We start from the raw sequence: 14,613 nt of genomic DNA, 5'->3' as shown, positions 1-14,613 counted from the left end.
TCCCGGCCCGCGACCGGAAACCCGCATTGGTCAAACCGGGGCTCCCGATTACACTTGCCCGGTGAAGGTTTTGGCAGCAATGAGTGGCGGGGTCGACTCCGCGGTAGCAGCGGCGCGCGCGGTGGAAGCGGGGCACGAGGTCGTGGGCGTGCACCTCGCCCTGAGCCGCATGCCCGGAACCCTGCGCACCGGCAGTCGCGGCTGCTGCACCATCGAGGACTCGATGGACGCCCAGAGGGCCGCGAACATCATCGGCATTCCCTACTACGTGTGGGACTTCTCCGAGCGGTTCAAGCTCGACGTCGTCGACGACTTCATCGCGGAATACGCCGCCGGGCGTACGCCGAACCCGTGCATGCGCTGCAACGAGCGCATCAAGTTCGCCGCCCTCCTCGACAAGGCCCTCGACCTCGGCTTCGATGCCGTCTGCACCGGCCACTACGCGAGCATCCAGACGGATGCCGCGGGAAACCGGGAACTCCACCGTGCGAGCGCCTGGGCGAAGGACCAGTCCTACGTGCTCGGCGTTCTGACCGCCGAGCAGCTCGCCCACTCGATGTTCCCGCTCGGCGAGACGCCGTCCAAGGCCGAGGTGCGTGCGGAAGCCGCAGAGCGTGGCTTCTCCGTCGCCACCAAGCCCGACTCCTACGACATCTGCTTCATTCCCGACGGCGACACCCGCGGCTGGCTCGCCGAGCGCGTCCCGGCGACCGCAGGCGACATCCTCGACCGCGAGGGCAACACCCTCGGCAGGCACGAGGGCGCCGCCGCGTTCACCGTCGGCCAGCGCAAGGGCCTCCAGATCGGCACGCCGGCCGCAGACGGCAAACCGCGCTTCGTGCTCGAGGTGCGCCCGATCAGCAACACCGTCGTCGTCGGCCCGAAGGAAGCGCTTGCGATCGGCCTCATCGCCGGTTCGAAGTTCACCTGGACAGGCCTGCCGCCCGAGCACCCCGGCACCGCCTTCGACTGCGACGTGCAGATTCGCGCGCACGCCGACCCGGTACCCGCCGTCGCACAGGTCGTGAGCGTGCCGGTCCCGGCCGGCGCAGAATCGACCGGCGCAGGAACAACCGAACTCGTGATCACCCCCCGCGAGCCCCTGACGGGCGTCGCCCCCGGCCAGACCGCTGTGCTCTATGTGGGCACCCGCGTGCTCGGCCAGTGCACGATCGACCGCACGGTGAGCGCCGTTCCCGTTCCCGGCGCGGAGGCCGTGCCCTCGGTGGTGCCCGAGCCTTCTTCAGCACCGGTGTCCGCTGCATCCGCTGAACCGACCCTGGTCGACGCTCCTGCCGCCCGTGCCTGACACCGCGAGCGCCGTACCCGACGACTCCACGCCGCCGGAGCTCCAGCGGGCCGCCGCCGAGGTGGCGGACCTCACCGCGCGCATCATCGACGCCCGAGACGCGTACTACGAGCGCAACGAGGTCGTCATCTCCGACGCCGACTACGACGCACTCGTCCGGCGCCTCGCGGTTCTCGAGGGCGAGTTCCCCGAGCTTGCGAGCCAGGACAGCCCCACCCAGACCGTCGGCGGCCGTGCAGAGACGAGCCTGTTCTCGCCCGTGCAGCACGCCGAGCGGATGCTGAGCCTCGACAACGTCTTCTCGGTCGAGGAATTCGAGGCCTGGGCCGCCAAGGTCGAGCGCGACGCCGGCCGTCCCGTGCACTACCTGTGCGAACTCAAGATCGACGGCCTCGCGATCAACCTCCGCTACGAGAACGGCGTGCTCGTCACCGCGGCGACCCGCGGCGACGGCGTCGTCGGCGAGGACGTGACCGAGAACATCCACTGGGTCCCCGGCATCCCCGAAAAACTGTCCGGTACCGGCCATCCGGCGCTGATGGAGGTGCGCGGCGAGGTCTTCTTCCCCGTCGCCGCGTTCGCGGACCTCAACGCCCAACAGGTCGCCGCCGGGGAACGCCCCTTCGCCAACCCGCGCAACGCCGCGGCCGGCTCGCTGCGCCAGAAGGCGGAGGGCAAGAGCCCTGAGGCCCTGCGCCTGATGCGCGCACGGCTCGGCCGGCTGCGGATGCTCGTGCACGGCATCGGGGCCTGGGCCGATCCGCAGGCGGACGCCCAGTCAGAGGTCTACGCGCTCCTGGCCGGCTGGGGGCTGCCGACGAGCAGCTACTTCCGCGTCGAGCCGGAGGCGAGCGGGGCATCCGCCTTCATCGCGTACTACGGCGAACACCGGGCGAGTGTCTCCCACGAGATCGACGGCATCGTGATCAAGGTCGACGAACTCGCCCTGCACGCCGAGCTCGGGGCAACCAGCCGGGCGCCGCGCTGGGCGATCGCATACAAGTACCCGCCGGAGCAGGTCAACACGAAGCTGCTCGACATCGTCGTGAGCGTCGGCCGAACCGGCCGCGCCACCCCTTTCGCCGTGATGCAGAAGGTGCGCGTCGCCGGCTCCGAGGTGCGGCAGGCCACCCTGCACAACCAGGACGTCGTCAAGGCCAAGGGGGTACTGATCGGCGACACGGTCGTGCTGCGGAAGGCCGGCGACGTGATTCCCGAGATTCTCGGCCCGGTCGTCGACCTGCGCGACGGCAGCGAACGCGCGTTCGTGATGCCGGCGAACTGCCCGGAGTGCGGCACTCCGCTCGCCCCTGCCAAGGAGGGCGACATCGACCTCCGGTGCCCGAACGCGCGCAGCTGTCCGGCTCAGGTCCGCGGGCGGGTCGAGCACATCGGGTCCCGAGGCGCACTCGACATCGAGGTGCTCGGCGAGGTTGCCGCGGCCGCCCTGACCCAGCCGACCGTGCCGATCGATCCGCCGCTGAGCACGGAGGCCGGCCTCTTCGACCTCACCCTCGACGACCTCACCCCGATCGAGGTCGTCGTGCGCGACGCGGAGACCGGGCTGCCCCGCGAGGAGGAAGACGGCACGATCCGGCTGCGCACGCCGTTCCGGCGGAACCCGACGGCCGCCGAGAAGCGGTCGGGCCTCGCCGGTCCGCAGCCGTCGTCGAGCGCGGTCAAGCTGCTCGCCGAAATCGAACTCGCCAAGACGAAACCGCTCTGGCGCCTGCTGGTGTCGCTCAACATCCGCCACGTCGGTCCGGTTGCCGCGCGCGCCCTCGCCGGCCACTTCGGTGGCCTTGACGCGATCCGTTCGGCGACCCGCGACGAACTCGCCGAAGTCGACGGGGTCGGCGGCATCATCGCCGACGCGATCATCGACTGGTTCGAGGTCGACTGGCACCGCGACATCGTCGGCCAGTGGACCGCCGCCGGCGTGCAGTTCCAGACGCCCGGCCACCCGGGTCCTGGCGCCGCCGCTGCGGCCGGGGGAGTGCTCGCCGGGTTGACCGTCGTCGCGACCGGGTCGCTCGAGGGTTATACGAGGGAGGAAGCCCAGGAGGCGATCATCTCCGCAGGCGGGAAGAGCGCATCGAGCGTGTCGAAGAACACCGACTTCGTCGCCGCAGGGCCGGGCGCGGGCTCCAAGCTCACCAAGGCTGAGGCCCTCGGGCTGCGCATCCTCGACGCCGCGCAATTCCGGCTCCTCGTCACCGGCGGCCCTGCCGCACTCGACGTGGTTGATGGCGCCGACGCCGACGTGACCGCCGATGTGACCGCTGACCCGACCGACGGCACGGCCACCGCACCGACCGACTGACCGGCGCCGGACCGGCCGGCCGATCCGGTGATCCGTCAGTCGGGCTCGGGAGCCGTCCGGTCGTCGACCCAGCCGAGGACCATCCGGTTGAAGAGCCCGACGTTCTCGATGCTCCAGACGTGGTGCATGCCGGGAGCGATCCAGGTGAGGGTCTGCGGGAGCCTGCGGCGCATCTCGGGAAAGCTCCGCCGCACCAGGCGCGACTCCTTCCCCCTGCAACGGCGAGGAGCGGACCCCGGTAGTCGCCGAGAGAATCCGGGCAGCCGCCCCGGTTGACGTCCGCGAACACGCGTGCCGCGTTGTCTGCCCGGATCCCCAGGCCGTGGTCGACGAACAGATCGACGGCATCCGCAGGTAGCCCGAACGCCTTCGCCTGCGCCCTCCAGTACCAGGCCTTGTCCCACAGGCGCAGCTGGAGGGTGTTGAGGAACCGCGAAGCTCCGTGGATGCCGGCCAGCGGTGCGCCGGAGATGAGACAGGACCGGATGAGCTCCGGGTGCCTCGCCATCAGGCGCACGGCGACGAGCCCGCCGAGAGAGAGCCCGATCACGTGGGCGCTCCCGCCCCTGGCCCGGGAGCGGATGATCTCGGCCACGTCGTCCGCGGTGCGATCCAGCGACTGCCACTCTTCCCCCGACCGGGAGCCGAAGCCAGGCAGGTCCGGTGTGAGGACGTGCCGGTCCGGCATGCCCTCGACCTGAGGCTGCCAGGACCAGGAGGCCACTGTGCCGCCGTGCAGCAGAACGATCGTCTCCGAGCCGGGCGCCTCGGCGCCGTGCTCGAGCGGATAGCCGGTCACCGTGCGGCCGTGACCAGGGCGGATTCGGTCTCGTCGAGCCAGGCGAGTTCAGCCTCGGCGTGGACGATTCCGTTGCGGAGCGTGGCCCGTCGCAGTGCCTGGCCGACGTCGTCCGGTCGCCCCGAACCCCGGGCGTCGATCACTTTCAGGCGCGCGAGGAGCCCGGTCGCGTCCTCTCTTCGCGCGTGAAGGAGTTCGCGGACACCGTCGATTCCGAGCCCGTCGGCGAAGAAGAGGCGCATCAGGAAGGACTCGTGCGGGGTCTCCGGTTCCAGCGGCGCCCTGAGCGCGGCGTCGAGAGCCTCGCGGCCCGCCGCGGTGATCCGGTGTTCGCGCCGGTCGGGCTTGCCGTCCTGGGGGATGACCGTGACCTCGGCGAGTCCGTCGGCGACCAGACGGCTGAGCGTGCGGTAGATCTGGGACTGATCCGCAGACCAGAAATGAATGACGGATGCCTCGATCTTCTTGTTGAGGTCGTACCCGGAGAGGGGCGAGAGCTCGAGCATCCCGAGGAGAGCAATGGTGAGCGACATGGGTATATAAGACCATGCATATATGCGAGAGCGCAATACCCGGTTTCATGGCTCGAATAATCTCACCCGGACCGGGGACAAAGTTCAACCAAAACCGTCGTCAATTTCGATATTCTAAAAATGCAGGGTGTGCACTTGATACCGTGCTGATCCACCGCTCGGTGTTCGTGAGGGGACGTACCCAGGTTTGCTGGTAGGCGCGGCAATTCTTCTAGCTTCCTCGCTGGTGTTCAATGGTGCCAGCGAGGCCTTTCAGGTGCACGAATACGCGGTCGCGTCGAGCGACACGGACCTGGGACTGCAGCCCCTCGGCCTCGAACCGGTCTCGTCGATCGACGGAGACGTCAACTCCCTCCGCTTCCTGCGCGGGTCGAGCCTCCTCGCCGGGCTGGCCAGGCTCCCCGTCGCGGACATCTCGAGCTTCGTCCTGGACTTCCCCGAGCAGCTCGACTCCCTCCTCGCCGTCCCACCGGCCGCGACCGAGGTCACCGGCTGGTGGACGTCTCTCGGCGGCAGCGAACGCTCGTCGCTCCTCGCAGCGGCACCCCGCCTCGTCGGCAACCTCGAGGGCATCCCGTTCCGGGAGCGTGGCCGCGCGAACGCCCGCTACCTCACTGAGAGCATCACCGAGACCCAGCAGCGCCTCGCGGGCACGCTGAGCGACGAAGACCGCACAAGCGCCACCCACGAGCTCGCCATCCTCGACCAGGTGCGCACCGCACTCCGGCAATCCGATGCGGGACCGCGCCGCTCCCTGATCCTGCTCGACAGCACGGGCGGGGGTCGCGCGGCCATCGCGCTCGGCAATCCCGACACCGCCGACTACGTCGGCTTCCTCGTTCCCGGCATGAACTACACCGTCGAGGCCGAGATCGTGCACTGGACGGACACGGCGAACGCCCTGTACACGGAACAGGAGAAGGTGCTCGCCGAACGCGCGACCCCTGCCACGCGCCAAGCGGATGCGAGCATCGCGACGGTCGCCTGGATCGGCTACGAGGTCCCCGACCTGTTCAGTGTCGGCGGCCTCGACAAGGCCATCGTCGGAGCCGACTTCCTCGAGAAGTCCTCGCTCGGCATCCGCTCGGACCGTCGGTCGCACCAACCGTTCATCTCCGTCTATGCGCACTCCTACGGCTCCACCGTCGCGCTCACCGCCCTCGCCCGCGGCTCGTTCGACGTGGACGCCCTTGTGCTCGTGGGATCGCCGGGAAGCCAGATCCAGTCGGCTGCCAGCCTGCATGTGACGGGTGAGAACGTCTGGGTCGGAAAGGCGGACTGGGATCCGGCCGTGAACAGTGCCTTCTTCGGGAGCGACCCGGGGGCGGAATCGTACGGGGCGCATCCGCTCGGGGTCGGCGGCTCGACCGACCGGATCACCGGCGCCAGCCTCGCGGCCTCGCTCGGCCACAACGCCTATTTCGAGCCGGGAAGCGAGTCGCTGCACAACATGGCGCTGATCGGAACGGACAACGCGGACTTGGTCACCAACGGCTCCGAATAGAATTGGGTCTTCACCTCAACCACAATCGGAGCAACATGTCTGAAATCACGGCCGAGCAGGTTGCGCATCTTGCAAACCTCGCCCGGATCGACCTCAGCCCGGAGGAGATCACCCGCCTCACCGCCGAACTCGGCCAGATCGTGGACTCGGTGGCGAAGGTCGCCGAAGTCGCAACGCCCGAAGTTCCCGCGACGAGCCACCCGATGCCGTTGACCAACGTTTTCCGCGCCGACGTCGTCGTGCCGTCCTTGTCCGTTGAAGAAGCACTGTCCGGCTCGACCGACCTCGACGGCGACAAATTCCGCGTGCCGGCGATCCTGGACGAGGAGTAACCATGACCGACCTCACCCGTCTCTCCGCCGCCGACCTGTCCATCCTCCTCACGAGCGGTGCCGTCAGTTCCGTCGAGGCCACCCAGGCCCACCTCGACCACATCGCTGCCGTCGACACCGACGTGCACGCGTTCCTGCACGTGGCCGGCGAGAACGCCCTCGCCGCGGCCGCCGTCGTGGACGCCCAGCGTGCCGCCGGTGCCGTGCTCGGTCCGCTCGCCGGGGTGCCCATCGCCATCAAGGACGTGCTCGCGACGCGCAACATGCCCTCGACCGCGGGCTCGAAGATCCTCGAGGGCTGGATCCCGCCCTACGACGCGACGGTCGTGCGCCTCGTCCGAGAGGCGGGACTGATCCCGCTCGGCAAGACCAACATGGACGAATTCGCGATGGGCTCCTCCACCGAGTTCTCCGCATATGGCCCGACCCACAACCCCTGGGACCTCGACCGGATCCCCGGCGGCTCCGGCGGAGGATCCGCCGCAGCTGTGAGCGCGTTCGAAGCGCCCCTCGCCCTCGGCAGCGACACCGGCGGATCGATCCGCCAGCCCGCCGCCGTCACCGGATCCGTGGGAGTCAAGCCGACCTATGGCGGCGTCTCCCGCTACGGGGCGATCGCCCTGGCTTCCTCGCTCGACCAGGTCGGTCCGGTCAGCCGTACCGTCTACGACGCCGCGCTCCTGCACGACGTGCTCAGCGGTCACGACCCGCTCGACTCCACCTCGCTGACCGACCGCTGGCCCTCGATGGCCGCCGCCGCGATCGCGGGCCGGGTCGACGGCGCCCTCACCGGCGTCCGGATCGGTGTCGTCAAGGAGTTGTCCGGCCCCGGGTTCCAGCCCGGAGTCCTGCAGCGCTTCAACGAGACCCTCGCGATGCTCGTCGCAGCCGGCGCCGAGATCGAAGAGGTCAGTGCGCCGAGCTTCGAATACGCCGTCGCCGCGTACTACCTGATCCTCCCTGCCGAGGCCTCGAGCAACCTCGCCCGCTTCGACTCGGTGCGTTTCGGCATCCGCGTGGACCCGGCGGAGGGACCGCTCACGAGCGAACGCGTCATGGCCGCGACCCGCGACGCCGGGTTCGGACCCGAGGTCAAGCGCCGGATCATCCTCGGCACCTACGCCCTGAGCGCCGGCTACTACGACGCCTACTACGGCAGCGCCCAGAAGGTGCGCACCCTGATCCAGCGCGACTTCGACGCCGCCTTCGAAAAGGTCGACGTCCTGCTCTCCCCGAGCGCGCCGACCACGGCGTTCAAGTTCGGCGAAAAGATGGACGACCCGATGGCGATGTACCTCAACGACGTCACCACGATCCCGGCGAACCTCGCCGGCATCCCCGGGATGAGCCTGCCGATGGGCCTCGCGCCGGAGGACGGCCTCCCGGTCGGGCTTCAGGTGATGGCGCCCGCCAAGCAGGACGCCCGCTTGTACACCTTCGGTGCCGCCGTCGAGCAGCTGCTCGAAGCGCACTGGGGACACACCCTGCTCAGCCTTGCGCCGAAGCTGGCGCCCACACAAATGTTCGCGAGCGAAGGGGGAGCCGTCTGATGAAGAAGGCTGAACTGATGGATTACGACAAGGCCCTCGAATTGTTCGAGCCGGTGCTCGGCTTCGAGGTGCACGTCGAACTCAACACCAAGACCAAGATGTTCTGCGGCTGCGCCAACGAATTCGGCCAGGGTGCGAACACGAACACCTGCCCGACCTGCCTCGGACTCCCCGGCGGGCTCCCGCAGGTGAACGCGAAGGCGATCGAGTCGAGCATCCGCCTGGGGCTCGCCCTCGGCTGCGAGATCGCCGAATACTCCCGCTTCGCCCGCAAGAACTATTTCTACCCCGACACGGCGAAGAACTTCCAGACCTCGCAGTACGACGAGCCGATCGCGTTCAACGGGCAGTTGACGATCGAGCTCGAAAGCGGACGCCTGGTCACGGTCGACATCGAACGTGCGCACATGGAAGACGACGCGGGAAAGCTCACCCACGTCGGCGGCGCGACCGGCCGCATCCAGGGCGCCGACTACTCGCTCGTCGACTACAACCGCGGCGGCGTGCCCCTCGTCGAGATCGTCACCCAGATGATCGAGGGCGGCGAAGCCGACTCACCCGAGATCGGCCGCACCTATGTGGCCGCGATCCGCGAGATCGTCAAGGCACTCGGGGTATCCAACGCCCGGATGGAAGAGGGCAACGTGCGTTGCGACGCGAACGTGTCCCTGCGCCCGCGCGGCTCGGGAAAGCTCGGCACCCGCACGGAGACCAAGAACGTCAACTCGCTCCGCAGCGTCGAACGTGCCGTCCGCTACGAGATCCAGCGCCAGGCCGCGCTCCTCGCCGCCGGCGGAACCATCACGCAGGAGACGCGGCACTGGCACGAGGACACCGGAATCACGTCCGCAGGCCGGCCCAAGTCCGACGCCGACGACTACCGCTACTTCCCGGAGCCCGACCTCGTCCCCGTCGCGCCTTCCCGCGCCTGGGTCGAAGAACTCCGCGCGACCCTGCCGGAGCCGCCCGCCGCACGCCGCAAGCGCCTGCAGGCCGACTGGGGCTTCGCGAACCTCGAGTTCCAGGACGTGGTCAACTCCGACCTGCTCGACGCGGTCGAGGCCACCGTCGCCGCCGGGGCATCCGCCCAGTCGGCCCGCAAGTGGTGGACCGGCGAGGTCGCCCGCCTCGCGAACGTCGCGGGCGTCTCCGCTGACTCGCTCGTCGAGCCGGCGCAGCTCGCCGCGCTCATCGAACTCGTCACCGCGGGTACGCTGACCGACCGCCTGGCACGCCAGGTGCTCGAGGGCGTCATCGCCGGCGAAGGCACCCCACTCGAGGTGGTGGAGATCCGCGGCCTCGCCGTCGTCTCCGACGACGGCCCGCTCATCGAGGCCATCGACCTCGCGCTCGCCTCCCAGCCCGACGTCCTCGCGAAGATCCGCGACGGCAAGGTCCAGGCGGCCGGTGCCGTGATCGGCGCCGTCATGAAGGCCATGCGCGGGCAGGCGGATGCCGCTCGGGTACGGGAACTCGTACTCGAAAGGGCGGGAGCGGCGGAATAATGGCCCTCTGGAAGCGACGCGAGCCCGCGCCCGACGGGGCTGCGAGCCGCGCCGTCTTCGGCGTCGGCATGCAGGTCCTGGTGCGGCTCGACCGGAGTCGCTACCCGGAGTCAATGGTCGAAGACCCGATCGGCGTCATCGTCGGTGCGGGGGACTCCGACGGCGCAGCACTGTACGCCCCGGTCTCGGGTCGGGAGGCGATCTGGACCGTGCAGTTCGACGAGCCGTTCTACGGGCTCGACGGCTCGGGCCCGCACCTGTCGGCCCGGGTCGCCCAGGCCTCTCTTGAGCCGGCGCCGGAAGCGTGATGGCGATGAGCGCAGCCCAGGAACGTCCGGCGCCCTCGAGCGCGGAGAGCCCCGCGACCCCCGCCGACATCCGCCGCTGGCGCCAGTACCTCGCCGACGAACGCGCTGAGGCCGCGGTGTACCGCGACCTCGCCTCCCGGCGAACCGGTGAGGAGAAGGAGATCCTGCTCGCCCTAGCCGAGGCGGAAGCCCGCCACGAGGCACACTGGCGGGACCTGCTCGGTGACCAGGCCGGCCCGCCGAAACGTGGCGCGGTGCGCACCCGGTTCCTCGGGTTCCTCGCGAGACGATTCGGTTCGGTCTTCGTGCTCGCGCTCGCCCAGCGGGCGGAAGCGCGCTCGCCATACGATTCCGACGTCGACGCGACGAAGACGATGGCTGCCGACGAACGCATCCACGAGGAGGTCGTGCGCGGACTCGCTGCCCGGGGACGCCAGCGCCTCGCCGGGTCGTTCCGCGCAGCCGTGTTCGGCATCAACGACGGCCTCGTCTCCAACCTCGCCCTCGTGCTCGGTATCGGTGCGACCGGTGTCCCCGCGGCGACCATCCTGTTCACGGGCATCGCCGGCCTGCTCGCCGGCGCCCTGTCGATGGGTGCGGGAGAGTACGTCTCGGTGCGGTCGCAGCGGGAGCCTGCTCGAGGCATCCACCCCCCAGGCGACCGCGCGCACGGTGCTCTCGCACCTCGACCTCGCCGCCAACGAGCTCACGCTCGTCTACCGGGCGCAGGGCATGGCGGCGGAAGAGGCCGAGGCGCAGGCCCATGAGGTGCTGCGCACCCTGACCATGGCTACCGGACCGGTTTCGGTTGCCGCCCCGGTCCCGGGCGCCGACACGGCGCATGGGGCACTCGACCCCGCGACCGACGAGCACGAGGCGATCGGAACCGGCTGGGGCGCCGCGTCCTCGAGCTTCTGCTTCTTCGCCTCCGGTGCCATCCTCCCCGTGTTGCCGTACCTTTTAGGTCTCGAAGGCCTCGCGGCGATCGTGGTCGCGTCCGTGCTCGTCGGACTCGCCCTCCTCGCGACGGGCGCGATTGTCGGTCTGCTCTCCGGCGGGCCGCCCCTTCGGCGTGCGCTTCGCCAGCTGCTGATCGGCTTCTCGGCCGCCGGCGTCACCTACGTGCTCGGCCTGCTCTTCGGCACCTCGCTCGGGTAGCGCCTTCGGGAGCGATCCGCGGGCGGGGTGTCGGTCTCCGCGCCGCGCCCGAGGTTGCTGCACGGCCGTCCACAGCGCGCGGAGTATCACCGCTCGTCCGCGGTGTTGCCGACTGACGCCTCTGGCGTGCACGCGGTGGCTAACTCAGGAAATTCTTTGCGTCGGGCGGGATCGGCCGCACTGGTCAGCGGGCCAGTGTCGCTCGCCCGGGTGGATCTCCTGAATCAGCCACCACGAGCTCGGCGCATTCGCTTTCAGGTATGAAAATAGGGCTGGACAGCCTAAAATTAAGTGAGTAAGTCTCGCATTCGTGTTCGATTCGGGGTAGAATCGGGGTATGGCAGGAGCTTCGGATCCCCAGTCACACACCCCGCAGACACCCGGTTCCGGGGCCGCGGGGGATCAGCCCATCACGGTGGGCCCCGCATCCGGTGAGGCGTCCGCCGAATCCCCGAACGCGCAAGCCGGGTCAGCCCATCCGGTCGCGGTTGCCGAAGGCTTCGAGGGCGCTGAGGGGCTGGCCGGGTCGGTTCCATCGGTTCATGCGGATGCTGTCGCCCGGCTAACCGAAGCGCGTTCAGCTCTCGCAGACGCACTGGCGGCGATCCCAGTGGGACTGCTCAGCGATGCGGAAGCGGTCACGACACTCAAGGAGGTGGAGGCCATCGGCCGGACCGTCGACGCGGCCCGGGTGAACACCGCCACGGATGTGGACCGGCGGGCTCGGGTGCTCGGCCGGGAAGGCCTGGCCTGGAAGATGGGCTGCCGGGGGCCGTGGGATGTACTTACCCGGGTGACGCGGGTGTCGGCCCGGGAGGTCAAGCGGCGCATCAAGCTCGGGGATGCGGTGTTGCCCCGCCGGGCGGGCCTGGCGGTGTTGCCGCCGTTGTTCCCGGTCGTCGGGGCCGCCCTGACGACGGGGGACATCGGGGTGGAAGCGGCCGAACTGATCACCACCGGGCTCGGGTCGGTCAGTCACCGGGCGGTCCCGGCCGAGGTCGAGGTCGCCGAACGTGCCCTGGTCGCCACCGCGGCCGGGTGGATCACCCCGGAAACCGAGATCCTCGCCGGCGCCGGAGTGCCCGCGGCCGCGGACCTGATCCGCGGCATGGTGCTCCAATGGCAGGCCATCCTCGACCCCGACGGGACGCTCCCGCAGGAAGACCTCTTTGAGGCGAAATCGAACATCGGCTTCGGACAGTTGAAGAACGGCCTGTACCCGGTGAAGGGCGGGGTCACACCGGAGGCTCTACGGGATGATGAACACCCTCTTCGACGCGTTCCTCAGCTTCCACGCCCGGCCCGCGTTCCCCACCGAAGAGGAGCAAGCCCTGATGAATTCCGGGCAGCTGATCCCCGGCGCCGAGACCGAGGAAACCGACACCGGCCCGGAACTCGACGTGATCGAGGCGGAGCCTGCGGGAGCGACGCGCGGATACCCGCACGGGCGGGGAGAAACGTGCGGACATCCTCCGGGCGTTGTTCGAGCATGCCGCCCGGGACGAGGACACGCCCAGCATGGGCGGGTCGGCGCCGACGGTGATGGTGCACGTGAACGCCGCCGACCTTGCCTCCGGGGTCGGCGTCGGGTGGATCGACGGCGTGGAAGCCCCGGTATCGCTCAAGACCGTGCATCAGCGGATCTGTGACGGCGGCTTCCAAGGGGTCCTGTTCGGGGCGAACAACCAGGTCCTCAAGCTCGGTCCGGAGCGACGGTACTTCAACCGGGCGCAACGCCGGGCGATCACCGCCCGCGACGGCGGCTGCATCATCCCAGGCTGTACAGCACCGGCTCACTGGGCCGAGGTGCACCACGTGAAGCCGTGGGCGAAGGACGGCCTGACGACCGTGGACAACGGTGTCCTACTCTGTTGGTTCCATCACCACACCATCGACACCTCGGGGTGGGAGATCCGCATGGTGAAAGGATCACCGCAGGTGCGGGCCCCCGGACTGATCGACCCGCAACGGCTCTGGCGGCCACCGAACCGGCACCGCGCCCACCAGGTCCTCACCGGACCACCCAACCGCGGGTGACCGGTCCGACTGACCGGCACGACGGACCGGGCGAACGGGGGCCGCGCCGGACGCGGGCCGTCGCTATAGGGTGTCGTTCTCGGAGGCGTTCGGTCATCGTGACCTGACCGCAACATGCGGAACCGGATTTCAGACATCCGTTTCCATATGATTTAGCCGAGGGTGACGAAGGAGGCTCTGTGTCCGTAGACCGACCGGCCATCCGCTTGCGGGGGCTGACGAAATCCTTCGGTGCGGGGAACGCCGTCGACGGGGTCGATCTCGACATCGTCGAGGGCGAATTCTTCTCGATGCTCGGCCCGTCCGGCTCCGGAAAGACGACCGTCCTCCGGCTGATCGCGGGCTTCGAACAACCCACGAGCGGAACGGTGTCCCTCCAGGGAGAAGACGTGACCGACCGAGCTCCCTTCGACCGCGACGTCAACACCGTGTTCCAGGACTACGCGCTCTTCCCACATATGACCGTGCTCGACAACGTGGCATACGGCCTGCGGGTGCGCGGTGTCGGCAGGCGCGAACGTCGCGAGCGGGCCAGGGCGGCCCTCGACACCGTGCGACTCGGTGGCTTCGGCGACCGGAAGCCCGGACAGCTCTCCGGCGGGCAACGGCAGCGCGTGGCCCTGGCCAGGGCCACGGTCGTGCAACCCAAGGTGCTGCTCCTCGACGAGCCCCTCGGAGCCCTCGACCTCAAGCTGCGCGAGCAGATGCAGGTCGAGCTCAAGGAACTCCAGCGCGAACTCGGCATCACCTTCATCTTCGTCACCCACGACCAGGAGGAGGCGCTCACGCTCAGCGACCGGATCGCCGTCTTCAACGAGGGCCGGATCGAGCAGCTCGGCACCCCGGCCGAGATCTACGATCACCCGATCTCGCCGTTCGTGGCCGCCTTCGTGGGCACGTCCAACGTGTTCAGCGACGAACTGTCGCTGCGTGTGCTCGGTCGCGGCGGTATCCACTCCGTGCGGCCGGAGAAGATGACGGTCGCGAGGCTCGAGTCCCCGATCAGCGGCGACCGCTCGGCGCCGGGCATCCTCGCCGAAGTGATCTATCTGGGCAGCAGCACCCGGATCATCGTCGACCTCGACGCGGGAATGCGCGTCGTCGTGCAGGAACAGAACGATGCGCGTCGGGTGGGGGACGAGGAACGCGGCGCCCGCGTGCGCGTGGCCTGGTCCGACCTGGACACGGTCACGATCGTCGCAGACCGGCACGCGGATTCCCTGGATCCGACACCGTAACCCGCCCACCCAAGAAT

Annotated in this window: 12 protein-coding genes and 2 pseudogenes; 11 read left to right on the top strand and 3 right to left on the bottom strand. The window is 69.3% G+C overall.

Going from position 1 to position 14,613, the window contains the following annotated elements:
* Positions 1-79: 79 nt before the first annotated feature.
* Complete coding sequence (gene mnmA, locus KIV56_RS03965; RefSeq protein WP_432432596.1) at positions 80-1,309, top strand: tRNA 2-thiouridine(34) synthase MnmA; 1,230 nt, start codon at positions 80-82, stop codon at positions 1,307-1,309.
* Complete coding sequence (ligA, locus tag KIV56_RS03960) at positions 1,302-3,632, top strand: NAD-dependent DNA ligase LigA (protein WP_281535236.1); 2,331 nt, start codon at positions 1,302-1,304, stop codon at positions 3,630-3,632. The genes mnmA and ligA overlap by 8 nt, the downstream gene beginning before the upstream one ends.
* A 35-nt stretch (positions 3,633-3,667) precedes the next feature.
* On the opposite strand, the gene KIV56_RS03955 is transcribed toward ligA, so the two are convergent.
* The 3 genes and pseudogenes from KIV56_RS03955 to KIV56_RS03950 all read right to left on the bottom strand — a co-directional run bounded on the left by KIV56_RS03955 (position 3,668) and on the right by KIV56_RS03950 (position 4,964).
* Complete coding sequence (locus KIV56_RS03955; protein WP_281535235.1) at positions 3,668-3,826, bottom strand: hypothetical protein; 159 nt, start codon at positions 3,824-3,826, stop codon at positions 3,668-3,670.
* A gap of 86 nt (positions 3,827-3,912) precedes the next feature.
* A pseudogene (locus KIV56_RS20185) lies at positions 3,913-4,356 on the bottom strand (alpha/beta fold hydrolase); the annotation flags it as partial.
* Between the two features lie 71 nt (positions 4,357-4,427).
* Positions 4,428-4,964 (bottom strand): PadR family transcriptional regulator, encoded by a 537-nt coding sequence (locus tag KIV56_RS03950; RefSeq protein WP_281535234.1) that lies wholly within the window; start codon positions 4,962-4,964, stop codon positions 4,428-4,430.
* A 256-nt stretch (positions 4,965-5,220) separates the two neighbouring features.
* Here KIV56_RS03950 and KIV56_RS03945 point away from each other — a divergent pair, with 256 nt between their 5' ends.
* The 9 genes and pseudogenes from KIV56_RS03945 (at position 5,221) to KIV56_RS03905 (ending at position 14,596) form a co-directional block, all read left to right on the top strand.
* Positions 5,221-6,468, top strand: coding sequence for an alpha/beta hydrolase (locus KIV56_RS03945; RefSeq protein WP_281535233.1), 1,248 nt, complete (start codon positions 5,221-5,223; stop codon positions 6,466-6,468).
* Positions 6,469-6,503: 35 nt separating this feature from the next.
* Positions 6,504-6,800 carry an Asp-tRNA(Asn)/Glu-tRNA(Gln) amidotransferase subunit GatC gene (gene gatC / locus KIV56_RS03940; RefSeq protein ID WP_281535232.1) on the top strand — a complete coding sequence of 99 codons (297 nt, stop codon included), beginning with the start codon at positions 6,504-6,506 and terminating at the stop codon, positions 6,798-6,800.
* A gap of 2 nt (positions 6,801-6,802) precedes the next feature.
* A complete protein-coding gene (gatA, locus tag KIV56_RS03935) occupies positions 6,803-8,350 on the top strand; it encodes an Asp-tRNA(Asn)/Glu-tRNA(Gln) amidotransferase subunit GatA (protein ID WP_281535231.1) in 1,548 nt (515 codons plus the stop codon).
* Positions 8,350-9,855: an Asp-tRNA(Asn)/Glu-tRNA(Gln) amidotransferase subunit GatB gene (gatB, locus tag KIV56_RS03930; protein ID WP_281535230.1), complete on the top strand. Its 1,506-nt coding sequence runs from the start codon at positions 8,350-8,352 to the stop codon at positions 9,853-9,855. Before gatA ends, gatB begins: the two co-directional genes overlap by 1 nt.
* On the top strand, positions 9,855-10,163 hold the full coding sequence (locus KIV56_RS03925; RefSeq protein ID WP_281535229.1) for a hypothetical protein: 309 nt from the start codon (positions 9,855-9,857) through the stop codon (positions 10,161-10,163). The genes gatB and KIV56_RS03925 overlap by 1 nt, the downstream gene beginning before the upstream one ends.
* A 5-nt stretch (positions 10,164-10,168) precedes the next feature.
* Positions 10,169-11,321: pseudogene (locus KIV56_RS03920) on the top strand (VIT1/CCC1 transporter family protein).
* 337 nt (positions 11,322-11,658) lie between these two features.
* Positions 11,659-12,864 (top strand): DUF222 domain-containing protein, encoded by a 1,206-nt coding sequence (locus KIV56_RS03915; RefSeq protein ID WP_281535228.1) that lies wholly within the window; start codon positions 11,659-11,661, stop codon positions 12,862-12,864.
* Positions 12,801-13,358, top strand: coding sequence for an HNH endonuclease signature motif containing protein (locus tag KIV56_RS03910; RefSeq protein WP_281535227.1), 558 nt, complete (start codon positions 12,801-12,803; stop codon positions 13,356-13,358). Before KIV56_RS03915 ends, KIV56_RS03910 begins: the two co-directional genes overlap by 64 nt.
* 179 nt (positions 13,359-13,537) lie before the next feature.
* Positions 13,538-14,596, top strand: a complete 1,059-nt coding sequence (locus tag KIV56_RS03905) for an ABC transporter ATP-binding protein (RefSeq protein WP_281535226.1) — start codon at positions 13,538-13,540, stop codon at positions 14,594-14,596.
* Positions 14,597-14,613 lie beyond the last annotated feature (17 nt).

The sequence above is a fragment of the Cryobacterium breve genome (assembly GCF_027594785.1).
Lineage (GTDB): Bacteria > Actinomycetota > Actinomycetes > Actinomycetales > Microbacteriaceae > Cryobacterium > Cryobacterium breve_A.
This window is presented reverse-complemented; position numbering and strand designations above follow the sequence as displayed.

What these genes read in the sequence shown, in the direction of transcription:
- mnmA (WP_432432596.1), top strand. Translation starts at nt 80, where the DNA reads ATGAGTGGCGGGGTCGACTCCGCGGTAGCAGCGGCGCGCGCGGTGGAA.
- KIV56_RS03950 (WP_281535234.1), bottom strand. Translation starts at nt 4,964, where the DNA reads ATGTCGCTCACCATTGCTCTCCTCGGGATGCTCGAGCTCTCGCCCCTC.
- gatC (WP_281535232.1), top strand. Translation starts at nt 6,504, where the DNA reads ATGTCTGAAATCACGGCCGAGCAGGTTGCGCATCTTGCAAACCTCGCC.
- gatA (WP_281535231.1), top strand. Translation starts at nt 6,803, where the DNA reads ATGACCGACCTCACCCGTCTCTCCGCCGCCGACCTGTCCATCCTCCTC.
- gatB (WP_281535230.1), top strand. Translation starts at nt 8,350, where the DNA reads ATGAAGAAGGCTGAACTGATGGATTACGACAAGGCCCTCGAATTGTTC.
- KIV56_RS03925 (WP_281535229.1), top strand. Translation starts at nt 9,855, where the DNA reads ATGGCCCTCTGGAAGCGACGCGAGCCCGCGCCCGACGGGGCTGCGAGC.
- KIV56_RS03915 (WP_281535228.1), top strand. Translation starts at nt 11,659, where the DNA reads ATGGCAGGAGCTTCGGATCCCCAGTCACACACCCCGCAGACACCCGGT.